This is a genomic window from Pseudoalteromonas sp. SR44-8, from assembly GCF_014163635.1.
Lineage (GTDB): Bacteria > Pseudomonadota > Gammaproteobacteria > Enterobacterales > Alteromonadaceae > Pseudoalteromonas > Pseudoalteromonas rhizosphaerae.
In genome coordinates this window covers 1-23,430 of the sequence record NZ_JACJDS010000038.1, presented here as the reverse complement: position 1 = coordinate 23,430, position 23,430 = coordinate 1, and the positions used below count along the sequence as shown (strand labels likewise).

Genomic DNA, 23,430 nt, shown 5'->3' with positions numbered 1-23,430 from the left:
AATACCCCTTATTTTTTGTGTGTTACTTGTTATGACTAAACGTATTTCTCAACGTTTTTATTTTTTGTTATAAACAGATGAAGACCAATAAATACAATGATCAGTACAATCGGAAAAACCAGTAGATTTTGTAATACAGCTTGTCCTGCGAGCACTTCAACTTGTTCTACACTGACACTAGTTGTTTGTGCTTGTGTTCGCGCATTATCAATCCAATGGCCTATGACGGGGTTCCAGATACTCATTGCAAACATGCCAGCTCCACCAATTAACGACATGCCAAGTGCACCTGTTTTTGGGGCATACTCAGCGACACAACCGATCATGGTTGGCCAAAAATAAGTAACGCCAACGGCAAATAGTGCTGCGGCAAGGTAGATGGTATTACCTTGCGCTTGGCTCATTAAAAATATCCCTAGTGTTGAAAAAATGGCTGAGCCCAGTAGGACACCCGATGGACTAAAGCGGTGCACAATCGGGCCCGCAAAAAACCGACCTAATGCCATCAATCCGGTGATCAAAGCTAAAATAACCATAGGCGAAGCGCCTGACGAGCCAAGGATTTGCTCAATCCATTGCTGTGTGCCAAATTCGGTGACTGCTGTCAGTGTCATGCAAATAATGAGAAACAAATACAGCGGCGAGAGTAAGTGTTTTAAGTTGCTGGTGGTTGAATTTTGCTGTGTATCAAACTGTGGAAATTTCGCTTTAAGCATCATCACACCATAAATAATGGTGGGCACAAGGATCAGCGAAACTTGCCATTGCCAGCTGAAGCCAGCGGATGTCATTGCATTTGAAGCTAATGCACCAATTACGATCCCGCCAGGAAACCAAACATGAAAGCGGTTTAACATAGTGGTGGTGTTTTTAGGATACATTTGGGCGATCAGTGGATTACAACCGGCTTCAACCGATCCATTGGCAAAGCCAATTAAAAAGGTAGAGATCAATAATCCCCAAAAACCATCTGCAGTGATAGTTAAAATAAGTCCGCCTAGGTGGCAAATAAACGCTAATGCAACCAACTTTTTAGCACCAATCGCGTTATAAATGATGCCCCCGAGCATGGTTGCAACCGGAAACCCTAAAAATGCCATGGCATTTACCCAGCCTAGCTGTGTACCAGTGAGGCCGAACTGCTCGCCTAGTTGTCCTAAAACGCCAGCCCTTATTGCGAAAGTCATTGATGTGACAATTAATGCAATGCAGCAAAGCCGAAAAATAATACGATTATTGTTGTTATTCATTGTGTGTGACCCTGTTTATTAAATACCTAATATCCGCTTATTTCGCTGATCATTTGTGTCCATTGCGCTAAAGTCATCAAATGCTTTAGCCGTAGGGCGGATCAAATGCTCTTTTATAAATTGTGCGCCTTCTTTCGCCCCATCTTCAGGATGTTTAATGCAACACTCCCACTCTAGAACTGCCCAGCCATCAAAACCATATTGCGTTAATTTGCTGAAGATACTTTTGAAATCAATTTGGCCATCACCTAAGGAGCGAAACCGACCAGGGCGGTCTTGCCAATCTTGATAGCCACCATAAATACCGCTGCGACCATTTGGATTAAACTCTGCATCTTTGACGTGAAATGCTTTAATACGATGGTGATAAATATCAATAAATGATAAGTAATCAAGTTGTTGTAAGATGAAATGGCTGGGATCATAAAGAATATTTACCCGAGGATGATTATTTGTCGCAGCTAAAAAGCGCTCAAACGTTACGCCATCATGTAAATCTTCCCCTGGGTGAAGTTCATAGCAAACATCCACATCCATTTCATCAAAGTAGTTGAGGATTGGTAGCCAGCGTTTCGCAAGTTCTTGGAATCCTTGCTCTACCAGTCCTTTTGGACGCTGCGGCCAAGGATAAAAAGTATGCCAAAGTAGTGCTCCTGAAAAAGTCACATGGCTTTTCAAGCCCAAATTTTTACTGGCTTTAGCGGCCATCATTAACTGATTGATGGCCCATTTCGTTCTGGCTATAGGGTCACCGCGTAGTGCTTGAGGGGCAAAATTGTCAAACATTTCATCATAAGCCGGATGAACGGCTACGAGCTGCCCTTGTAAATGAGTTGATAACTCTGAAATTGTAAGCCCTGCCTGTGCAGCAATACTAGTCACTTCATCGCAATAATCTTGGCTTTGGGCTGCTTTTTCTAAATCGAAAATACGAGAATTTGCAGTCGGTAGCTGAATTGCTTTGTAGCCTAAATTTGCTGCCCACTGACAAATAGTGGCAAAGCTGTTGAAAGGAGCTTCATCGCTGATGAATTGTGCTAAGAAGATCGCTGGACCTTTAATTTGTTTCATTTTTTATCCAATTTTAAATGGTTGCCACTTAGTGTCTTTGCTCGACGCTGCTACAGCATTTTCTATAAATGCCATTCCGCGAATTGCTTCTTTAATACCAGGCACGTCGAAGTCACTGTTAGATGCTGAGTATCCGGCTTTTTTTGCGTGAATTTGTTTTGCAAAATTGACATAGATATTGGCAAATGCTTCAAGGTATCCTTCTGGATGGCCTGCAGGTGTTCGCAGTGAATTTTGTGCCGCAGTACTTTTTAGGCCAACACCTGCACGTAATAGGGTGGTTGGCGCGTTATGACTTTTGAGCCACAAACTATTTGGTTCCATTTGTGACCACTCAAGACTTGCTTGATCGCCATAAATACGCAAATTAAGATTGTTTTCTTCTCCTAATGCAACTTGGCTAGCAAGAAGAACTCCCTTAGAGTCGTTGTTAAAGCGCAGTAAAACGGTGCCATCATCATCGAGTGTTCTGCCTGCAACAACATGATTTAAGTCAGCGCATAGTGCGGTGATTTCTAGGCCGCTCACGTATTCAGCTAGATTTGCAGCATGCACTCCTATATCAGCTATACAACAACTAATACCGGCCTTATCAGCATCTAAACGCCATTTGGCTTGTTTGGCATTTTCATCTTCGCTGGTGGCAAGCCAACCTTGGCTGTACTCAACAATAATTTTACGAATAGCGCCCAGCTCGCCATCAGTAATACGTTGGCGCGCTTCTTTAATCATCGGGTAACCAGTGTAGGTATGAGTTAATCCATATAAACAATCACTGGCTTGCAGAGTTTTTTCTAATAACAGCGCTTGTTCTAAATTTAGGGTGGCTGGCTTATCTGATAAAACGTGAAAACCTGCTTCAATTGCACACTTTGCAATTGGGAAATGCAAATGATTTGGCGTCACTATTGCCACAAAATCAATTCGTTGATCGGCAGGTAACTTAGCTTCTTCGCTAAACATTTGTTGGTAGCTGTCATAGCAACGATCTGGATTTATTCCTAGCATTGCAGCTGTAGCTTGGCTGCGTGATGGATCTGAACTAAAGGAGCCTGCGACTAACTCAATTAAGCCATCTAAGCGTGCAGCAATGCGATGGATTGCACCGATAAATGCACCTTGTGCACCACCGACCATCCCCATGCGGATTTTGGCATTATTCATGAAAAAGCTCCATGTCAGTAATCGTCTACTGAGTTTAGTTAATATCATGTTATTGATAATAAGGAATGAACAGCGTAAGGGATAATAAAAATTCGGTTGACAATGCAACAAAATCGGCGTTTTATATATTATTGCGAATTGATATTTATAGAATATATTATTATGGAAGTACAAGGGATTATAAATAAAGCGGGCGTAAATCAACTGATCGCGGCATTTGATTTATTACCTGATATTTTGTTTTGGGTTAAGGATTCTGATAGCCGAATTTTATACGCAAATCAACACTTTATTGAGCATCAAGGGTATAAGTCATTAGAGCAGATTTTACTTAAAACTGATTTTGACTTTTCATCCAAGCACTTAGCATTTCAATATGTCAATGACGATAAACGCGTAATGAATGGCTATGTGGTTATTGATCGTTTGGAGCTAAACCAAACCTCAAATGGTGAATTGGCCTGGTTTTCAACGTCCAAAAAAGCGATTTTAACTGACGATGGTCAGATACTGGGCACCTATGGCGTTACACGGCATTTACAAAAAACATCAAAGGCTTTGTCGCATGTAAGAGCGATTGAAGGGCCAGTAAATTATATACGTGAACACTATCATCGTAATATCTGTATTGAAGAACTTGCCGAGCTTGCTCATTTATCGGTAAGTGCGTTAGAGCGGCGTTTTAAAAAACATTTAGCAAAAACACCTAATCAATTTATTAATGAAATACGTTTAGAAAACGCACGTAAGCTACTTGTTGAAACTCGTTTACCTATTTCACAAATAGCCTATCAATGCGGTTTTTCTGAGCCTAGCTATTTCAGTAAACAATTCAGACGCTTATTTGGTGAGATCCCTTCGCAAATGCGCGACCAAATTGAGCCCTAAGCCAGCCGTTTAGCTAATTGAATAGCGCCTTGCTCGGGCAGGTAATGCGCATCACATAGATAACCTTGTGCTTTGGTAGATAACCAAGGAGTAATTTTCTCGGCTGTGCCTCCCATTAATGTAATGTTGTAATAGCCGTGGCTAACTAAATGATCGATATAACGGGTAATATAGCGCGCTGCTTGCTCTAAAATAATAATTGCCCAAGGATCATCTTGCATTGCGAAAACTAAAGGCGCAAAACCGGCAAAAAAAGCGGGTTTGGCATTGAGTGCTAATTCTGTCAGCTGGTTACTTGTATCACAACTAAGCTGTGCCAATAAGGTATTTATTAATGGGCTTGAGGGGGATAAGCCATCTAAAACCTCTAATGCATAACGAAATAAAGTTAAACCAATCCAGCCTCCGCTTGCGCCATCACTTAATAATAATCCATGGCCTCCTAATTCAATAACGTTACCGTTTTTTATTGCTCCAGCACAAAAGCCAGTGCCTAAAATAATAATCGCACCACTGTTATCACCATGGGCACCTTGGCAGGCTATGTGTAAGTCAGTTGAAAAGTTAAATTGTGCAAATGGATGCTGCCACTGTGCCATCTTTTTATTTGCACCGGCAATGCCAGCGCCAGCGAGTCCGGCATAGGCATAAATTGCCCCGAGTGTTGATAGCCCTAAACCAGCCTGTTGTAATGCGTGTGTTGTTGCATCAATAATGGATTGCTGCGCCACTTCAATAGAGGTTGCAATATTTGCTGCACCGCTTACTGCCTCAGCAAGTAGGGTGCCTTGTGCGTTTTCAAGCCTGACTCGGCATTTTGTACCGCCGCCATCAATACCTAAATACAGGGGAGGTTGAGAGTGGTTAGTCATTTTTAGCCTGCTCGTTAGTTCGTTGATTTAAAATTGCGTTAATTAATAACGGATCCACCCAGCCATCCTTGTTGTGTACGCCGGAGTAGGCATGTAGTGACACTAAATTATTGTTGGCAAGTTGCCAAAGTGTACTTGCATTATCAGTGGTTACGCCACCACCAATAACAATTTCTATATGATCATTGGCGTGGCTAATGATTGTTTGTAAATGATTAAGACCTTGCATAACGCCTTTATCATCAGTCCATTTAGTGCCATTTGTGAGGATACGGTCAATGCCCAGTTCAGTTAATAGGCCAATTGCCTTTTCGCTGTCTGCTATACAATCAAAAGCGCGATGAAATGTCGTTGCTAAATTATATTTATGTGCGCAGGCAATAAGCGCTGTGGTAGCTGCGATATCAACGTCATTGGCGTTTAGCGCACCAAAAACAACACCGGTAGCACCTGCGTGCGCCGCGTGTGCTATTTGTGTAAGCATTAGCTTCAGTATTGTTGCATCAACAATAAATTGATTCGCAACAGGTCGTATCATGATAAGCAACTCGCCTTCTGAAGGCATTGCATGAGCTGCAATAGTCATTGCTGTTGCACTAGGAGTGAGACCTTCAAGTTGCATTGTGCTGCAAAGTTCAATTCTAGAGGCGCCAGCTGTAAATGCGGTTTTTACATTATCAGCTAACTGAATATGATCATCTGCGTTTAAACAGACTTCTAAATTTTTACGCATTGTTTCGTTCCAAAATACCAGCGATGTTGTTAACAATAAAATATTTAATTATATTAGATTATAATAGAATAAATAAAATTCATTTGTAAATCATGTTCTTATTTTTGTTTTTTTACTTTTCATGAATATGGGAAGTGTTTTTATATGCCATTAATTTAAGTTGACGACTATAAACTAGCTCAGCACTAATTGGATCTTTTTTTAACCTTAACGCCGATTTTGTTCTAGAGGCAACCGAATTTCTATTATCACTTTCTTCGACAGAACCCTATTCTTGAAAAGCAGTTTAACAAGCTATTAACTCAGATATGAAACGCCTTAAAGTTTATTGGCACGGATTATCGTGGGTTTTAAGTTACTAAATACAATCAATAGCACACAATAATACTGGAGATAAACATGACCAATAATAATAACAGTCGTGAATCGGCGGGTCTTGCTCGGCGATTTAAGAAATCTGCATTGCTTCTAGCGGTGATGGCAAGCTGTAATGGCGCATACGCACAAGATCAACAAAATGAACAAGAAAGCGATCTAGAAGTAATAGAAGTCAGGGGGATTCGCGCCTCGATGGCAGAAAATTTAGCGATTAAGCGACTGTCCAATTCGATTGTTGATGCAATCACCGCAGAAGATATAGGTAAATTTCCAGATAAGAATGTGGCCGATTCTTTACAACGAGTACCTGGTGTTGTGATATCTCGCAGTGGTGGTGAAGGCGAGAATGTTAGTATTCGTGGGTTGTCATCTGATTTAACCCTCACTCAACTTAACGGTAATTTTATTGCTTCATCACCGGGTTCTCCATCTCGTTCTTTTAGCTATTCTTTACTGCCTTCGACTATGGTGCAATCGGTTGAAGTTTTTAAATCATCAGAAGCTCGCTTAGATGAAGGCGGTGTAGGTGGTACGGTTATTCTAAATAGTCGTACGCCATTGGATATGGATGCAAACTCTGGTGCATTTAATGTTGAATACACTTATGCTGATGTAACAAAAGAGTATGAGCCTAATTTTAGCGGTGTGTATTCTTGGAAAAATGAAGATGAAAACGTTGGCTTTTTACTCGGTTATACTAAGCAAGATCGTACTAACCGCTCTCTGACTGGAGATATGTCAGGCGGAGGTGGTTGGCGATGGGCAACGGGGAGCGAGCAGCCAGCAACTGATGTAAATGGCAATGAAATTACTGACAGTACTCGGCGTTTTGGGGCGTTAGAAGATGCGTATGGTAATTCCTATGATGGTGTATGGGCACCGCAAGTTGCCGGTGTGGGCATTACTGAGGAAAAGCGCGAACGTGTTGGTGTGCAAGCGACAATGCAATGGCGACCAACAGATAATTTAGAGCTGACATTTAATCACTTTCACTTTGAATTAGGTCAAGATAGAACTACTTCACAACTGATGATCCCTGAATGGAAATATAACCCTGACTATTTAACCGGTGTAATACTTGATGAAACGGGCTCTATTGTTACTGGAATGGATTTCACCAGTGGTGCAGGCGGTAGTGAAGGCAATTTAGAGTTTCCTTGGATCATAGGTAGTTATACAAAAGAAAAAGATACTTCAGATACGTATGACTTTGCATTTGAATATGCAGGTGATGTCTTTGACCTTAAAGGCAAATTTGGTCGTACGAAGGCAAGCGGTGGGCCATCGGAGTCATTTAATGCAGCGTATAAAAGCGGTCAGCCTGGCAGTCGTAGTGATTCAGGAAAAAATGAAAATGCGGCATCGTTTGCAGGTTGGCGCTTAGGTGAACGTGTTTCTTTATATGCAGATCCAGCATTACTTGCGAATTTACAAGCAGGTATTGCAGGTGATCCTGATCCAGGTTCAACAGGCTCAAGTTTCATTGTCAGTGACTTAAAAGAAGACTATGGTCAACTTGATTTAGATTACCATGTTGCTTATGGCATAGTTGATACATTGCGTGTGGGAGTTAAGCATCGAAAAGCAAGTCTGCATCGGGAAACCAATAATACATTTTTTATTACTCAAGATGGTGCCGATCGCATTGCTAGTGGGGAACTTGATCCATTCAGTCAAGGTGCAATAGATGAAGTTGCCTATCAGTGGATTGGTGGCATGCCAAACCTTGAGGATGTATTAAATAAAGAATCGGAACAAAATATTGCGGGTGGGTTTGAAGTTAATACTATGCCGAGTATTAATTGGCAGCAATATCGGGATATTGTTACTAATGAATATGTTAAATATACACGCCGTGAACCCGATTTTGTTTTTGATATTGAAGAAAAAATAACAGCTGCTTATCTTCAAGCTGATTTTTCGTTTGGTGATTTTCGCGGCAATGTCGGCGTTCGTTATGTAGAAACGCAAACACAAATTATGTCTTCAGACAAAATAAACTACTTTTTAGATGATATAAATGATGCGACCGGTGAAGATATTCTTGGTGATGAGCGTTTGGTTGATGTTGAAACTACCACATTACGCACTGTCAAAGATGACAGATTCCTACCTAGCTTAAATTTAGTCTGGGAAGCGAGTGATTCTCTGGTTATCAGAGCCGCAGCTGCCAAAACTATGTCACGCGCACCTTTTAATGATTTAGGTGCACCGGAACAATTAACCTTCATATCACAAGAGTGGGCTGACGACCGACTCGAATTTAGAGGTAACCCAGTTGATCAAGGTTGGAGTGGATCGGGTGGTAATAAAGCATTACAGCCATTTGAATCTGTGCAACTCGATTTATCAGCTGAATATTATTATGGAACTGGTTCAGCGGTTGGCATCGCATTATTTAATAAGGACGTTGATAATTTCATAGTGCCTTTGATCATTACTTCAGAACGTCCATTCGATGGTTTTACAAATCCTTTTACTGGCGTTGAAATTGTTCCAGCTGGAGACATCACAGTAACACCATTTACCACCACTGCAAATGGTACTAATGCCACTTCTCGCGGAATCGAATTATTTGCTCAACATGCTTTTGATAATGGTTTTGGTATCAATGCTAACTATACCCTCAATGATACTAATCAAGCTGATGTCAGTGTTGATGGTGAAAAAGTAGGTGAATCAGCCTTAGTGGGCAGTGCCGATGATCAATTCAACTTTTCAGCTTACTTTGAAGACGATAACTACAGTGTTCGGGCATCTTATAACCGCCGTGGGAAAATGGCCTTAGGATTAGCTGATGGCTTAACTGTATCCCAAGAACCTTATCAACAAGTTGATTTAAATGCGTCATACAGCGTGATGGAAAATTTAGTGCTCTCGGCATCGGTTATTAATTTAACAAAAGAAGAGTCACGAACATTCTATGGTGATGATAGTAAAGCGCGACTTCGCAGTAGCAGCTATAGCGGTCGCCGGTATTATGCTGGACTAACCTATCGGTTTTAATTGTTAAGGTTTGGCTAAAACGTTTTATCAACAGGCTAACTAAGCACTTGTTAAAAAGAGTTTTTACGTACTCAGTGACAAGTTATAACCGTTTAATAAAACAAAATGAATACGGTTAGTTAGCGTGTTATCAACAGCTGATTTTAAAAGGCAAAATTATGAATACACTAAATATATTTAAACTTGTAGGGACCTCACTTTTAACTGCAAGTTTACTTAGCGCATGTGGTGGATCAAGTAATGACCCAAAAGTAGATAATGTACCAGTAACACCTGATGTTACACATGCTGAAATTGCAGGGACAATAATCAAAGGTGTTTTATCAAATGCAGATATCGCCGTTACTGCGCTCAATGGTAGTAATTTAACAATAAACAGTGCCAGCAATACCGATCAAGAGGGCCGCTTTTTTATTGAATTAAGCAGTGAGGCAGGTTTTGGGATCAATTCCACCGTAAAACTTAATATTTCAACCACGGATAGTTCTACAATGCAATGTGATGCGCTGCGCTGTGGTGATGCTGAATTTACACAATTAACCAGTGGTGCAGCAATTGCTGGGAGTGTATTTTCAACGTTAGGGCAATTAACGGTACCTTATGGCAATGATGCCGATGGTGTTGCAGACACAACTTTGCAAGCCAACGCATTAACAACTTTGGCGACTCAACTTGTAGAGCAACAAATTGCTGATGGTCGAAATGTATCAACTGCAGAGTTAATGGCATTAGCACAGGCGCAAATGTCTGCGTTGTTGTTGCGAACTATGGGTTGGCAAACGGGCAATACTAATGTTTTTAACATGGCAGTGATAAGTGCTGACAAGCTCGACAACTTCATACTAGGTGAAAGTTGTGAAGAAAATGATAGCGCAGAACAAGTATGCTCAACGCAATATGCAGATGAGGCAATAATTAAACTATCGTTGTTAAATGCTTCTTTTGCACAGTTTAGTGAATCTGATAATTTAAAATCAGTGATGGATAATGCGCAGCAGAATATTAGGGCTGCACTAAACGATGACGCAGATGCGCTAGCTGCCTTTCGTCAGCGTATTTATGATGCCATTAGCAGTCATCCTCTAACCACTGAACTAGGCTTAACTGCAGATTCGATAGTTGATCTGTCATTACCGCTTTTTGATGAAGCATTATCAACAGGCCCACTTCAAGAAATCACCACACAAGAGAACTTAACTGGTGCAGTATTTACAGCTAGAAACGCAATTAGTGATGCTGAAAGTGCAGCTAAAGCCTTTGATAATAACCTAGATACTAAATGGCTTGATCATAATGATTGGTTGGGGGCACCAAGTGAAGCATCACCTTCATGGATACAAGTTGATTTTGCAAAGCCACAGGCTGTAAATAGTGTATTCATTACCAGTGCTAACGATGCGCCAGAGCGAGACCCAGAGAATTTTACCATATTGGGGTCTAATGATGGTGGAAAAAGTTGGTTTGAGCTTGCAAATATTATTGGTGCATCATTCGAGGATCGGCTTTCTCGCCAAGAATTTAGCTTCGTTAATGGACAAAAGTACCTTAGTTATCGAGTTAATATTACAAAAAATAAAAACAATGATGGGTTAGTGCAAGTTTCGGACATTCAGATGGTAGGCCCTGTTTTTACAAGTGTTGATCATACTGATATTACCAGCGGTACTACCAGTGCTAGTAATAGTATTGGGGATGCAGAAAATGCAGATAAAGCATTTGATAATGACCCTACAACAAAGTGGTTAGATCACAATGATTGGCAGGGGGCTCCAACTGAAGACAAGCCATCATGGATACAGATGGACTTTGTAAGTCCTGTAGCCGTGGATCAGTTAGTAATTGTCAGTGCTAATGATGCGCCTGAACGTGACCCAGAAAACTTTGCTTTACTAGCTTCTAACGATGATGGCACCACGTGGCAAAAACTTGCAACTTGGGTAGGAGAATCATTCGACTCTAGAGCACAGCGCAGAGCGTTTTCTTTTTCTAATCAACTAGCATTTAGTAGTTATCGTTTAGAAGTGACCAAAAATAAGAATAATGATGGTTTATTACAAATAGCTGATATCGATTTAATTGGCCCTGAATTGCCAGGAGAAGATCATAGTAAAGTTGCAGGAGCAAGCTACAGCGCACGTAATAGTATCAGTGATAGTGAAGGTGCAGCGCAAGCATTTGATAATAATGTAAATACCAAATGGCTTGATCATAACGATTGGCAGGGACCACCAACTAATGCTGATCCAGCTTGGTTGCAAGTTATTTTACCGCAAGCAAAAGCAGTTAATACACTGACACTCACAAGTGCAAGCGATGCCCCTGAGCGCGATCCTGAATCATTTACTTTAATGGCATCGATGGATGGTGAAAACTGGTTGGATATCGGTGCATGGGTCGGCGAAAGTTTTGATCAGCGCCTAGAAAAAAGAACGTTTCCTGTGGCAAATACACTCGCGTATAGCCACTACCGACTTGCTGTAACTAAAAATGCCAATAATGATGGTTTAGTTCAAATTGCCGAAGTTGGTTTAATTGGTCCTGACTATGCTTTTAAAGATCTAACTTCACTTACCGGTAGTGTATTTAGTGCCCGCTTTAGTATTGGTGATGCAGAAAGTGCAGATAAAGCATTTGATGGTGATATACAGACCAAATGGCTGGATCATAATGATTGGCAAGGAGCGCCAACAGAAGAAAATCCAGCATGGATCCAAGTTGATTTTAGTGATCCGCAAACGGTCAGCGGTCTTGCAATAACCAGCGCCAATGATGCACCTGAACGAGACCCTGAGAACTTTAGTTTATTAGGTTCAAATGATGGAGGCCAAACCTGGACTGTTGTTTCATCATGGTTAGGCGAAAGCTGGGATGAGCGTTTACAACGTCGTTCATTTGAATTCAATAATGGTTTTGCTTTTTTAAGCTATCGTCTTAGCATTAGCAAAAATGCAAATAATGACGGATTACTACAAATTGCCGAAATCGAGTTACTCGGATTAGAAAAATAATTTTAATTACTTACAGGTCAGAGGGCTATCCCTCTGGCCTTATTTTTAATGATTCTGAGTGGGACTTTAAATAAAGCTGCAACGATATTACTAAAATGAATAACTAGGATTTAGTCATGAATAGTAAAAGACAATTTTTAAGACAATCGATAACCGCTGTACTAGCCGTAGGAGCGAGTACACTGACGGCAAAAGTATTGGCTCAAAAACAGGTCGTTAATAAATCAATTAAAAGCTTAAATTCGCAACTTAAACCCATAGTGGTCTCAACGTGGCAACATGGTATAGCGGCTAATAAAGCCGCGTGGCAGGTACTTGCTGAGCATGGTAAAGCCATTGATGCTGTGGAAGCCGGTGTGCGAATTCCTGAAGCAGACCCAAATGTGATGACAGTAGGATATGGTGGTTACCCTGACAGAGAAGGCAACGTTACTCTCGATGCCTGCATTATGGATGAAAATCAAAACTGTGGCGCAGTTGCATTTTTACAACACATTAAGCATCCCATCTCGGTTGCCCGGTTAGTGATGGATAACACCCCGCATGTGATGTTAGTAGGTGAGGGGGCGCTGCAATTTGCTAAATCACAAGGGTTTATAGAAGAAAACTTATTAACTCCGCAAGCCAAAAAGGCCTGGCAAGATTGGCTGGTGGAATCAAAATATGCGCCCGTGATCAATATTGAAAACCACGACACAATCGGCATGTTAGCGCTTGATAGTAATGGCGATTTATCTGGGGCGTGTACCACTAGTGGCGCGGCCTTTAAAATGTCAGGCAGAGTAGGTGATTCGCCCATTATAGGTGCCGGTTTGTACGTTGATAATGAAGTCGGTGCTGCAACGGCAACGGGCATGGGCGAGTTAATGATAAAAACGGTAGGCTGCCATTTAGTAGTTGAAATGATGCGCCAAGGTATGACACCTACTCAAGCGTGTAAGGCCGCAGTTGAGCGAATTGCCCATAAGCTGGGTGATTATAAACAGTTTCAAGTCGGTTTTTTAGCCTTGAGTAAATCTGGTGAATATGGCTCTTATTGTATTCAACCTGGTTTTAATTATGCAGTTACCTCAAAGGCAGGAAGTAAATTACTTGATTCGGCGAGTATTCTTTAAGTGCCGAATTAAAGAGTTTAAATAATGCGTGGTATTTTTTTAAATATGTGCAGCAAACTATAGAACTTTATTTATCATAATGTCCTTTGATTGATACCTATAGCTAGACTAACAATCAACGACTGAGCTTTTTGTAACAGGCAATGATGTTGAACAGGAGTAATTTGAACATTAAATAAAGTAATAAAATGTGAAAAGGGCGCTGTAATAGCGCCCTTTTAGTTATTTCTTTTCTTTCTCTTCGTCAGGTAAAGTGACGTTGAGCTCTAATACCGCTAAGTCATCTTCGTTTTGATCGAATTGGACTTGAACCGCGTCATTACTGATGTTGACGTATTTACGGATAACATCAAGAATATCCTGTTTTAATTGTGGTAAGTAATCAGGTGTACCACGCTGTGAGCGCTCATGCGCAACAATGATCTGCAATCGCTCTTTTGCTAGTGACGCTGTATTTTTCTTTTCTGAGCGGAAGTAGTCAAGTAGTGACACGTTAACCTCCAAATATCCGTTTGAACAAACCTTTCTTTTCTACATCTAAGAAGCGAAATTCGACTGTTTCACCTAATAAGCGATTAATTGCATCGGCATAAGCTTGCCCAGCATCAGACTCTGTATCTAATATAACTGGCTGGCCTGAGTTTGATGCACTTAATACCGCTTGTGATTCAGGTATTACACCTAACAATTCGATAGAAAGAATATCTTGCACATCTTCAACTGACAGCATTTCACCTTTAGCTACTCGCTCTGGGTTATAACGAGTCAGTAATAAATGTTCTTTTATGTTTTCAAGCCCTTCTTCAGCACGTTTAGATTTACTATGCAAAATACCTAAAATACGGTCTGAATCGCGAACTGATGATACTTCAGGGTTCGTTGTTACAATTGCTTCATCAGCAAAGTACATTGCCATCATAGCGCCGGCTTCAATCCCTGCTGGCGAATCACAGACGATATAATCAAAGTCTTTTTTCAGCTCGTTTAATACGCGTTCAACACCTTCGCGAGTTAAAGCATCTTTATCACGGGTTTGTGAAGCAGGTAATAAAAATAATTTATCTACCCGTTTATCTTTGATAAGTGCTTGATTTAAATTTGCTTCACCGTTTATAACGTTAACAAAATCATAGACAACGCGACGTTCACAGCCCATGATCAAATCAAGGTTACGTAAACCGATATCAAAATCTATAATGACTGTTTTATAGCCCTTAAGTGCTAAACCTGTGCCAATTGCAGCACTTGATGTAGTTTTACCTACACCACCTTTACCTGACGTAACGACAATGACTTTTGCCATAAGATTTATCCTTTAACCAAAGCTGAAATTTCTAATGATTCATTTTTTTGTTGGATTTGTGCAGCGTTGCCCCAGAACTCACCTTGCAGAGAATCGCTGATCCAGTAGTTGCCATTGATAGAAACAAGTTCTGCTTCTAATTTTTGGCAAAAAATACGTGCTTCGTTGTAACCTTGTGCGCCTGCTATTGCGCGACCACGTAATGTGCCATAAATATGTACATTGCCATCAGCAATCACTTCTGCACCATGGCTTACCGCACCAATAACGATTAGGTCACGGTCTTTAGCATACACTTGTTGACCAGAGCGCACTGTGCCATTGATAACTTGGGCAGGTAAGTAAACTGTTTTCTCAACAATTGAAGTATTACTCTGCTTTGTAACAGGTTCACTCTTAACGTCTTGTGAATAATTTAAAACTGAGAGCCCAGCGGCTTTGGCTTGCGTATGTTGCTCATCAGAGCCATTACAGACTCCAACAGCATTAAAGTTCATTCGTTCTAATAAAGACTTTAGATGAACAAAATCAACAAGATTATTTTTTATCTCAATTAAATTAACAACAATAGGAGCACCCTCAAAAAAACGAGGGGCTTGGGCAATTTTTATATACAGTTGCTCAGCTAACAGGTTTATATCAGTACTATAAAGATGTAAAACTGATAACGTAAAAAGATTCCCTTTTAGCTCAAAAGTTTGGTCCGACATACACGCTCAATTGAATAGTGTGATCAGAAATCAATTTTAGATAAACGCAGGCTGAATAAGGCCTGTGTTTATATGGATAAGGTGAAATTTCTAATCTAATTTTTCTAACTTATTATGACTCTCATGTTATAGTGTGCAGCACTGTTAAGCAAGATTTTATAGGGTCATAATGCTGACTGCGGTATATAAAAGTAAGAAAAAAGCGGATACCTTCCTTTTCGTAGAAAAAAGAGATGATTTTAGCAAGGTACCGGAACCTTTAATGGCTATGTTCGGTCAACCTCATTACGTAATGTTAATTAATTTAGCAAAACGAACGCATTTAGGCGGGGCTGATTTAAGTTTGGTTGAGAAATCATTAACTGATGTCGGGTTTTATCTCCAGTTACCGCCACCTGAAGCTAACTTACTAGCTGAGCATAGAAAACAAAATGGAGTTGATAGTGACTAAACATATAATGACTAAATTGGCTGCAATTTTATGTAGTGCCTGTATCAGTACATCGGCACTGGCCAAGACCCAAGCACAATTTGATGAATATGTTGCAGGTTTAAAACAAGAAGCAGCACAAAAAGGCTACGATAGTCAATTAATTGAAGATGCCTTCGCTACAGCACACTTTAAAGAAAAGGTAATTTCTGCTGATAAAAATCAGCCTGAAGTTAAAGAAACCTTAGAGACTTACTTACCAAAGCGTGTGCCACAATGGAAAATTGACCGCGCACGAAAGCTATACGCTGAAAATAAAGATATTTTAGAACAAATTGCAGCCGAGTACGGCGTGCAGGCACGCTTTATTGTTGCGTTATGGGGCCTTGAAAGTAATTTTGGTAAAATCCAAGGTGGTCACAACGTTATTTCATCGGTAGTTACGCTGGCTTTTGATGGCCGTCGCGAAACTATGTATAAAAACCAACTATGGGCCGCGCTTGATATTTTAAAGGAAGGGCACATTACTTTAGATAAATTCAATGGTTCATGGGCAGGTGCAATGGGGCAAACGCAATTTATGCCAACCTCATTTAATGCCTACGCGGTAGATTATGATAAAGATGGTCGAAAAGATATTTGGACCACCCAAGTTGATGCCTTTGCATCAATAGCTAACTATTTAAAGCAAGCTGGCTGGAATAGTGATCTTACTTGGGGTCGTCAAATTAAGTTACCACAGAGCTTCGAACCTAGCTATGTATTGCAACGTGGAACTAAAACACGTACTCAATGGTTAGAGTTTTGGGCTGATTCAGAGCGTTCACTAGCTGATTGGCAAGCTTTAGGTGTACGTAAAATGGATGGTACTGATTTACCAGCCGTAGATGTAACGGCGGCATTGGTTATGCCTGATGATATGAATGGCCGTATGTATTTAGCTTATGATAATTACAAAGCGTTAATGCATTGGAATCGCTCATATTACTTTGCCACCAGTGTTGGTTACTTGTCTGATCGCATTGGTTACCCAGCGATTTAATAAGTAATTAGGTGCTAGGCTCTAGGTAATTAGGTACTAGGGCGTTTACAGAAAGCGCGAGTTTATCTCGCGCTTTGCTTTGTAAAAAATGTATAAACTTGCAAGGGTCGGTAGGCTTTAAGTTGTATGTCCGGAGTTAAACTTGACTGCGTAGGTTGGGTAGAGTGCAGCGAAACCCAACGAAAAATCCTCTGTAAACCTGAACTAATAAACTGCATTAATTAATAAGCGTTATATTTATTCTGTGTTGTGTTTAAAAGCTTGTTATAACTACTTTTTCACCAGCTTCAAATTATAAAAATTATCTCTGATAAACTTATAAAGCCTTAAATTTGGCCCATGTTCTATTAAATCTTTAATAGGTAAAGTCCATTCATCAAAACCTTTCATTTTAATAACCAATATGTGCATCTCAGCTTCCTCTGCATTACTACCTGCGACAGCACGCTTATGGCCAATTTCATAACGCATGGATTCTAGTCGGTCTTTATAAATAACATCAGTACCGAACACACCATCTCGAATATGTAGTTTCCCTTTGCTAATCCATGCTGCCGGCTTTGTTCCATTCTTAAACCAAAAGGTGAATGAAGCTAAGTAGCAAAGAGTAATAATTGATAATGAATACACCCATTCCAACCCAAGCTCTGCAAGTAAAAGTACCACGAAAATCATTGGTGATAGAGAGGCTAAAAATATCTGAAAATAATCTCGATTTCGAGGTAATATCATAATTAAATTTAACACCATTCCTTAGATAGTCTAGCGGCTCAACCTTCCTATTCGGGTAATTGGCAACACACTAATTATTTTAAATCGTGATAATTCCAGCAATAACTACTTTTGTAAACAGTTAATTAAACTAACGGGCATTATGGCTCGTAAGTTCCGTAAAACGACGTAACAATGTTATTGGACAAATCACATCAAGATTATTTAAAAAGCTAAACTTTAGCTTTACAGATATTTACTGGTTGTTTTGATGTCTGAAGACAAGATTTGACCCCTTTGTTCTTAGTCCCCCTAGCTGTATTTGAGTACCAAGTATAACCAATTAAAGCCCGTCTATTCGGCTCATCAACATTATAAAAGCGAGTTGTACCAACTATCTGATTAGTAGCTTTAACGCGTACAGCATAAGCTATATTGCCTAGAAGCATCTGTTTAATTGCATCATTAACATATTGGTGCATTGTGTCAGGGGTTGGTACGTTAGCGAACCATAATTTCCAGTGCTCGCCATCCTTGACTGCTTCAATCAGTGATGAAACGTGCTCTAAAGCAAGGGGCTCTAGAGCTACATATTTCCCTTCAATTAAGCTTTTTTCTATCCACAAAACTATCAATTTCCTTTTGCCAGCTAACGAGCTTTGTAGCATAACTCGTTTTTAATTTATTGATTGTTTAACCATAACTGAGTTCCTCTTTTGGTTCAATCAGTTACTTCTATTTCACGTAAAATATAAAAAGAGGATTTGGTACTATTCTAATTGGCATTTTGGAAGGTATTACAGGTGTTTGAGTGGCTGATTTGAGGGGGAAGGGTTTACTCTTCTTAATGTGCATCGTGTTTCACGTATGCTAATATTAGCCTTCAAGTTAATCCTCATTTACTTCTCTTTCTCTGCTCTTTGTGCAAAAGATCTTTAATTGAATTATTCACAAAGAGGTTAAGAGACGCTGCGCTTTAGAGGAATACAGATTCTAGACCCACGAAGTATTTACGCGGCTGGGGATTACCATTGCACTAGGCAATGACTACTTAGCTTCACAAGGTTGAGTGTCATTGAGAGATATTTGGATCAATATTCATTGCTGGATATGGACCGCCCATTGCACTTCCAGCTAATAAAAAGCGCATGATGGGTGGTGTAGGGGCTGGAGGTAAGAGGCCTCCGGCTACTCGATTATGTGCTGATGACTAATGTGATTATCCAGCATAAATAACAGCTAGCGACCTTTCTACAAAGCTTAAAAGCTCACCATTTGTAATTTGAACTTGGTCTGCCGCTGGATTAGTATCGTGATGAAACTGTCCGGCGTAACGATTTATCTCATTTAGTTCGTTAGTAATGTTTTGAGCATTAACTAAAGGACTTGGTGGTTGCGCATTACTTATCAAGTCAATAACTTGCCCAAACAAAAGGCCGCCATTTATCAAGTTGGGAAAACGTCTATGTAGATACCCTTCAAGCATAGGCCGAATTGATCTAGCTATTTCCATACTGCTTTGAGCATTCCCAACTAAATATTCATCAAGCATGCGGTGGCATTTGAAATATGCACTTTCACATTCTTGATCAAGGTTTATTACATCAAAGTCGCTATAGCGATTAATGACTGATTTTAACTTTAAACATTTAATTTCGTTAGGGTTTCCTGTTCGCAATACATCATCACGAAGATTACGAAGAAAATGAACATCATGTGCAAGAACAATTATTTGCTTGCAGCTGTCATGCAACCTCTTCAAAACAGTACGTGTTTGCTGCTTTCTATTAAGATCTAAGCTACACATTGGGTCATCTATTACAATAACCTTGTTGGCTAAATCAGGATCAGATTCAGCAGAGGCTATAAAGAAAGCAAAAGCTAATGTGCGTTTATCACCCTCACTCAGAGAACTCTTAAAATCTGGCACACCACCACTTAAAGCAATGTTCGCACCGCGCATTTGCAATACATAATCACTTCTCAATCCACCCCGATAATTAAAATCAATATTCGGAATCAGAAATTGAGCACCAAAACCGCGCAAAAGCTCATTAATACGATCTTTATAGCTTTCTAGAGTTGCCTGCATGATTTGATTCAAAGCATCTTTTTTTGTTTGTTTTTCAGATTTTGCAGTTTCGTCCTGAATTTTTTCCAAGGCGAGCTGTGAAAATAAATCTACAACATCTTGCCTGTAACGTATTTTAGCCCACTCTAAATCACGAATTTGGTTTTGCAAATTCTCAATACTTAGAGCTGCCAAACTGTTTTTGTAGTTTGTTATAACAGCTGTAGCATTTGAAATTGAATTGTTACATGCAACAACAACCTCTATAACCTCCTGCCAGTTTCTAGCAACTTCGTTTTTATTCTCTTCAGAGCCAACAGCGTCGAGCAAATTAACTTCTTTGCTCTCTCTCAAAGCGTTTAACAGAGTTTCAATATTAGAAAGAGCATCTCTTGCGGAATTTTCATCGAATGTTGGAGGTATTACTTCAACATGCTCCTGCCAACCATCAATGACTGCACTGGCAGTTTCAAACCGTGACTTTAATCTGGCAATGATCTCATTAGAGCAGCTCGCGTTAATGAGGGCTGTCAACCGAGAAACATCCGACTTAAGCTGATTATAATCTTGATTAAAATAACTGCGATATGCTTGTATTAATTCGACACCATCGAGAGGTTGGTTGCAATACAAGCAATTACCTTCTTCACCGTATGCATGCCCATCACTTATCCATTTCTCTAAACGATTTTTGTTGTGAGAATTTAAGTGTTCTTTAACTTGCTGCTCTGCTGCTAGATCAATATTTTCGAGGGATATACCCAAAATATCAAAAATATCATCCACATTAAGTGTCGGCAATGCTAACTGCTGAGGCAATGCCTTAGCTTGAATAAGTCCTATATTTTGGGCTTCAACGATTTTGCCGTTAAGAGCGGATATTTGATCATCTGCATCTACAACTTCGGCGATTCTTTGAAATTGAGTTTGCGTCAAACCTCTATGCAGCACTTCTAATTGATTACTTGTTTCTCGTATAGAATTGGCTGCTGTTCTCGCATTATTATCTGCGAGATCATATTCTTGTTGCGCCACAACAGCATTTTCGCCAAGTGCAAATTGCAATAAGTTTTTCCGTTGGTCGGCTGTAACTTGTCCTCCTGCATATACATTTTGTTCAACGAAATCGGCATCAAATACTAAAAGCTCTGGGCGCTCAACATCCCAACTACCATTTTGAAAGGTAGAACGCTGCCCATTAGAAAATTGAAGAATTGCTTCTGGTTCGTTATTACCATCAATAGTTCGGCGGTTTACGAGGAGTTCAGGTTTATTCGTCGAACAAGAACGGAATAATGAAGCTAGTGTTGATTTACCTCGTCCATTATCTGCATAGATAAAGCTGGCTTTCTTTAGTCCATGAGCTCTTGCATCAGCATCATGTAAAAGCCCTATACCTTTTATTCTATGTATTCTTTCTAACATTTAAATCCCTTTCGTCATTCGTCAATTAAAGATGCCAGTGCTCCGAAGCACATAACATTTTATTGTGCGCGAAGGGCGGATATTTCTGCTCAGACCACACTCATATGTATACTTTACACAGTTTTAACAAATTAGCTAAGGTATTACTATCATTAAGTTTTCTAAAATCTTTAAGTAGAGCTAAGTGGAACAATATACGCGCGTCGCTCATATCCTTGAATATGTTAGCAAACAACGTTTGACTACTTAATTAGCTATTATCAATAGCCAATTATTGCTCACAGTCGAACTTCGTTAGAGCACTATGAGTTCAACCGAGCTTTGCTCTGAATATCAAATTCGACACTAACCAAAATAAATATACATACTGATGCGAATTATTGTGCTGATTTGAGTCATAAAGTTCTCTTTTCAACCTTTGTTGAAAAAATGTCTTAAAACTGAACAAGCTGGCGTAGTCATTCCAGCACAGAAAAAGCGACTAATAATATCTTTTTCACCGTTTCAGGGGCCACACCTCGAGCTAGCTGTGTCGATGCATTGCTTAGCTGCGCGTCAATATAAGTAGCAGCAAATTCCGATGACATGTTCACAGAAAACTCTCCTTTAGTCTTTGAACGCTCTACCCATTTCCTGAAGAAAACTAATCCCTGCTTTTCAAGAAAATCTATTTGCGCTTGTGTTTCTTTTCCCAAATGTACTCGTGATTCGCGCATTTTTATAAAAAGACAGCCATTTGGAGATTCATTATGACAACTAACTGAAGTGGCAAACGATATAAGGTTATCAAGAGCCTCTTTAAATGGAACGTCACTATTTAGCATCTGCTGCACAGGCTCTAACACTTGCTCCTGATACCTAATCAGGACAGCTTTCATCAAGCCATCTTCATTAGAAAATTCACGGTAAAGACCAGGTTTAGATACACCCGATCTTCTGCAAATTTCATTAAGGGATAAATTACCTATATTGTCTTTCCAGTAAGAATCCATTGCCACATCTAAAACATGATCGCGGTCTAAGGTCTTTGGACGCCCTCTAACGGGCTTAACTGTATTTGAAATCATTTTGTACCACTCGGTATTTTAATTTGACAGGCTGTTCTTTACGGTTTATTGTACCGGCTGGTATTTAATTAGGCAAAGCAAATAGGAAAGAATAATGAACGAAACACAAAAAAGCATCGTTATCACAGGTAGCAGCAGTGGATTTGGTCAAAAGTCAGTAAAAGATTTTGCTGATAAAGGCTATCTAGTGTTCGCTACTATGCGCGGCCCTGAAGGCAAAAACGCTGCAGTTAAAGCCGAATTAGAAGCGTATAGCGATTCTATTCAAGTTGTTGATATGGATGTTACTAACGACGATTCTGTCAAAACCGCCATTGCGAGTGTGCTAGATAAAGCGGGAAAAATTGATGTGTTACTAAACAATGCTGGCGTAATGTATCTTGGCATTACAGAAGCATTTAGCATTGATCAAGCTCGCGAGCAGATGGAAACCAACTACTATGGCGCTATGCGTACTATTCTGGCAGTTTTGCCTGCGATGCGTGAAGCTAAGTCTGGCCTGATCATCAACACCTCATCAATGGTTGGCCAAATTTCAGCGCCGTATTTCTCTACTTACGCAGCGACAAAACATGCTTTAGAAGGCTACCTCCAAGGTTTACGCTACGAAGTAGCACCATTCGGCATCGATGTCGCCATCGTACAACCAGGGCCATTCCCTACAGGTCTAAGTGCATCAGGACAACAACCATCACGCACAGACATACTGGACAGCTACGGTGAATTGGCAAACATTCCTACTGCAATGTTCGAGGAATTCGGTAAATTTATGCAGAGCGATCAAGCGCCTAATCCACAAATGGTGGTAGATGCCTATTTAGCGCTAGCAGACATGCCTAAAGGTAAACGCCCAACACGCACAGCAGTTGGTTTAGTTTGGGGTGTAGATGAAATAAACGCAGCTAAACAACCTATCCAAGATCGTGTTTTGACAGAAATGCAACTAGACAAGGTGCTAGGTGGTGTTGACGTATAATTTTAGTCATCAGGGGGCAAGTTGTTTTGCCCCTTTGCTTATCAAGTTACAATTAAATGTAAGATTAAATGAATTATTTATCTGCGAGCTTACAGGAACAACTTATCTATTTATTCACCACAGAGAACACAAAGACGCTTCGCGCTGCACAGAGTAAAAATTTTTGGACTTTTATTTACTTCTTGCTGAACTCTGTGGTTAAATTTTTTT

Annotated in this window: 19 protein-coding genes; 7 read left to right on the top strand and 12 right to left on the bottom strand. The window is 40.1% G+C overall.

The features are described from left to right. Positions 1 to 35 precede the first annotated feature (35 nt). The 3 genes from H5183_RS17110 to H5183_RS17100 are packed head-to-tail and all read right to left on the bottom strand — an operon-like array spanning position 36 to position 3,485. On the bottom strand, positions 36 to 1,250 hold the full coding sequence (locus H5183_RS17110; protein WP_145235670.1) for a sugar MFS transporter: 1,215 nt from the start codon (positions 1,248 to 1,250) through the stop codon (positions 36 to 38). Between the two features lie 18 nt (positions 1,251 to 1,268). Further along, positions 1,269 to 2,321 carry a sugar phosphate isomerase/epimerase gene (locus tag H5183_RS17105; protein WP_182732278.1) on the bottom strand — a complete coding sequence of 351 codons (1,053 nt, stop codon included), beginning with the start codon at positions 2,319 to 2,321 and terminating at the stop codon, positions 1,269 to 1,271. A 3-nt stretch (positions 2,322 to 2,324) separates the two neighbouring features. After that, positions 2,325 to 3,485, bottom strand: a complete 1,161-nt coding sequence (locus H5183_RS17100; protein WP_182732277.1) for a Gfo/Idh/MocA family protein — start codon at positions 3,483 to 3,485, stop codon at positions 2,325 to 2,327. A 162-nt stretch (positions 3,486 to 3,647) separates the two neighbouring features. On the opposite strand from H5183_RS17100, the gene H5183_RS17095 reads away from it, so the two are divergent. Then, on the top strand, positions 3,648 to 4,373 hold the full coding sequence (locus H5183_RS17095; protein WP_145236298.1) for an AraC family transcriptional regulator: 726 nt from the start codon (positions 3,648 to 3,650) through the stop codon (positions 4,371 to 4,373). Here H5183_RS17095 and H5183_RS17090 read toward each other — a convergent pair. Next, positions 4,370 to 5,245 (bottom strand): BadF/BadG/BcrA/BcrD ATPase family protein, encoded by an 876-nt coding sequence (locus H5183_RS17090; protein WP_182732276.1) that lies wholly within the window; start codon positions 5,243 to 5,245, stop codon positions 4,370 to 4,372. The two genes, H5183_RS17095 and H5183_RS17090, sit on opposite strands and share 4 nt — an antisense overlap. Further along, positions 5,238 to 5,978, bottom strand: coding sequence for a copper homeostasis protein CutC (locus H5183_RS17085; RefSeq protein WP_149980224.1), 741 nt, complete (start codon positions 5,976 to 5,978; stop codon positions 5,238 to 5,240). Before H5183_RS17085 ends, H5183_RS17090 begins: the two co-directional genes overlap by 8 nt. Positions 5,979 to 6,377: 399 nt before the next feature. Here H5183_RS17085 and H5183_RS17080 point away from each other — a divergent pair, with 399 nt between their 5' ends. The 3 genes from H5183_RS17080 (at position 6,378) to H5183_RS17070 (ending at position 13,485) form a co-directional block, all read left to right on the top strand. Next, a complete protein-coding gene (locus tag H5183_RS17080; RefSeq protein ID WP_145235654.1) occupies positions 6,378 to 9,362 on the top strand; it encodes a TonB-dependent receptor in 2,985 nt (994 codons plus the stop codon). Between the two features lie 158 nt (positions 9,363 to 9,520). After that, positions 9,521 to 12,370: a discoidin domain-containing protein gene (locus H5183_RS17075; RefSeq protein ID WP_182732275.1), complete on the top strand. Its 2,850-nt coding sequence runs from the start codon at positions 9,521 to 9,523 to the stop codon at positions 12,368 to 12,370. Between the two features lie 116 nt (positions 12,371 to 12,486). Further along, positions 12,487 to 13,485 carry an isoaspartyl peptidase/L-asparaginase family protein gene (locus H5183_RS17070; protein WP_145235649.1) on the top strand — a complete coding sequence of 333 codons (999 nt, stop codon included), beginning with the start codon at positions 12,487 to 12,489 and terminating at the stop codon, positions 13,483 to 13,485. 222 nt (positions 13,486 to 13,707) lie between these two features. Here H5183_RS17070 and minE read toward each other — a convergent pair whose 3' ends face one another. Genes minE through minC form a run of 3 tightly spaced genes read right to left on the bottom strand, consistent with a single transcriptional unit; the run spans position 13,708 to position 15,498 of the window. Then, entirely contained in the window at positions 13,708 to 13,977 is a 270-nt protein-coding gene (minE, locus tag H5183_RS17065) for a cell division topological specificity factor MinE (protein ID WP_145235646.1), read from the bottom strand. A gap of 1 nt (position 13,978) precedes the next feature. Continuing rightward, entirely contained in the window at positions 13,979 to 14,788 is an 810-nt protein-coding gene (gene minD, locus H5183_RS17060) for a septum site-determining protein MinD (protein WP_145235643.1), read from the bottom strand. A 5-nt stretch (positions 14,789 to 14,793) separates the two neighbouring features. Then, positions 14,794 to 15,498, bottom strand: coding sequence for a septum site-determining protein MinC (gene minC, locus H5183_RS17055; RefSeq protein ID WP_145235640.1), 705 nt, complete (start codon positions 15,496 to 15,498; stop codon positions 14,794 to 14,796). A 169-nt stretch (positions 15,499 to 15,667) separates the two neighbouring features. On the opposite strand from minC, the gene H5183_RS17050 reads away from it, so the two are divergent. Then, a complete protein-coding gene (locus tag H5183_RS17050; protein WP_145235637.1) occupies positions 15,668 to 15,949 on the top strand; it encodes a YcgL domain-containing protein in 282 nt (93 codons plus the stop codon). A gap of 4 nt (positions 15,950 to 15,953) precedes the next feature. Further along, the gene (locus H5183_RS17045; protein ID WP_149980391.1) at positions 15,954 to 16,970 is read left to right on the top strand and encodes a lytic transglycosylase domain-containing protein; all 1,017 of its coding nucleotides are present in this window, start codon (positions 15,954 to 15,956) and stop codon (positions 16,968 to 16,970) included. Between the two features lie 270 nt (positions 16,971 to 17,240). Here the strand turns inward: H5183_RS17045 and H5183_RS17040 are convergent, their stop codons facing one another. The 4 genes from H5183_RS17040 to H5183_RS17025 form a co-directional block, all read right to left on the bottom strand. Then, entirely contained in the window at positions 17,241 to 17,702 is a 462-nt protein-coding gene (locus tag H5183_RS17040; protein WP_257326615.1) for a hypothetical protein, read from the bottom strand. A gap of 212 nt (positions 17,703 to 17,914) precedes the next feature. Beyond that, positions 17,915 to 18,307: a GNAT family N-acetyltransferase gene (locus H5183_RS17035; protein ID WP_182732274.1), complete on the bottom strand. Its 393-nt coding sequence runs from the start codon at positions 18,305 to 18,307 to the stop codon at positions 17,915 to 17,917. 593 nt (positions 18,308 to 18,900) lie between these two features. After that, the gene (locus H5183_RS17030; RefSeq protein ID WP_182732273.1) at positions 18,901 to 21,177 is read right to left on the bottom strand and encodes an AAA family ATPase; all 2,277 of its coding nucleotides are present in this window, start codon (positions 21,175 to 21,177) and stop codon (positions 18,901 to 18,903) included. A gap of 458 nt (positions 21,178 to 21,635) precedes the next feature. Next, the gene (locus H5183_RS17025) at positions 21,636 to 22,244 is read right to left on the bottom strand and encodes a TetR/AcrR family transcriptional regulator (protein WP_182732272.1); all 609 of its coding nucleotides are present in this window, start codon (positions 22,242 to 22,244) and stop codon (positions 21,636 to 21,638) included. Positions 22,245 to 22,338: 94 nt separating this feature from the next. Here H5183_RS17025 and H5183_RS17020 point away from each other — a divergent pair, with 94 nt between their 5' ends. After that, positions 22,339 to 23,220 carry an SDR family oxidoreductase gene (locus H5183_RS17020; protein ID WP_145235631.1) on the top strand — a complete coding sequence of 294 codons (882 nt, stop codon included), beginning with the start codon at positions 22,339 to 22,341 and terminating at the stop codon, positions 23,218 to 23,220. Positions 23,221 to 23,430: the final 210 nt, after the last annotated feature.

Coding starts and splice junctions, on each gene's coding strand:
- H5183_RS17110 (WP_145235670.1), bottom strand. CDS start 1,250: ATGAATAACAACAATAATCGTATTATTTTTCGGCTTTGCTGCATTGCA.
- H5183_RS17105 (WP_182732278.1), bottom strand. CDS start 2,321: ATGAAACAAATTAAAGGTCCAGCGATCTTCTTAGCACAATTCATCAGC.
- H5183_RS17100 (WP_182732277.1), bottom strand. CDS start 3,485: ATGAATAATGCCAAAATCCGCATGGGGATGGTCGGTGGTGCACAAGGT.
- H5183_RS17095 (WP_145236298.1), top strand. CDS start 3,648: ATGGAAGTACAAGGGATTATAAATAAAGCGGGCGTAAATCAACTGATC.
- H5183_RS17090 (WP_182732276.1), bottom strand. CDS start 5,245: ATGACTAACCACTCTCAACCTCCCCTGTATTTAGGTATTGATGGCGGC.
- H5183_RS17085 (WP_149980224.1), bottom strand. CDS start 5,978: ATGCGTAAAAATTTAGAAGTCTGTTTAAACGCAGATGATCATATTCAG.
- H5183_RS17080 (WP_145235654.1), top strand. CDS start 6,378: ATGACCAATAATAATAACAGTCGTGAATCGGCGGGTCTTGCTCGGCGA.
- H5183_RS17075 (WP_182732275.1), top strand. CDS start 9,521: ATGAATACACTAAATATATTTAAACTTGTAGGGACCTCACTTTTAACT.
- H5183_RS17070 (WP_145235649.1), top strand. CDS start 12,487: ATGAATAGTAAAAGACAATTTTTAAGACAATCGATAACCGCTGTACTA.
- minD (WP_145235643.1), bottom strand. CDS start 14,788: ATGGCAAAAGTCATTGTCGTTACGTCAGGTAAAGGTGGTGTAGGTAAA.
- minC (WP_145235640.1), bottom strand. CDS start 15,498: ATGTCGGACCAAACTTTTGAGCTAAAAGGGAATCTTTTTACGTTATCA.
- H5183_RS17050 (WP_145235637.1), top strand. CDS start 15,668: ATGCTGACTGCGGTATATAAAAGTAAGAAAAAAGCGGATACCTTCCTT.
- H5183_RS17040 (WP_257326615.1), bottom strand. CDS start 17,702: ATGATATTACCTCGAAATCGAGATTATTTTCAGATATTTTTAGCCTCT.
- H5183_RS17030 (WP_182732273.1), bottom strand. CDS start 21,177: ATGTTAGAAAGAATACATAGAATAAAAGGTATAGGGCTTTTACATGAT.
- H5183_RS17025 (WP_182732272.1), bottom strand. CDS start 22,244: ATGATTTCAAATACAGTTAAGCCCGTTAGAGGGCGTCCAAAGACCTTA.
- H5183_RS17020 (WP_145235631.1), top strand. CDS start 22,339: ATGAACGAAACACAAAAAAGCATCGTTATCACAGGTAGCAGCAGTGGA.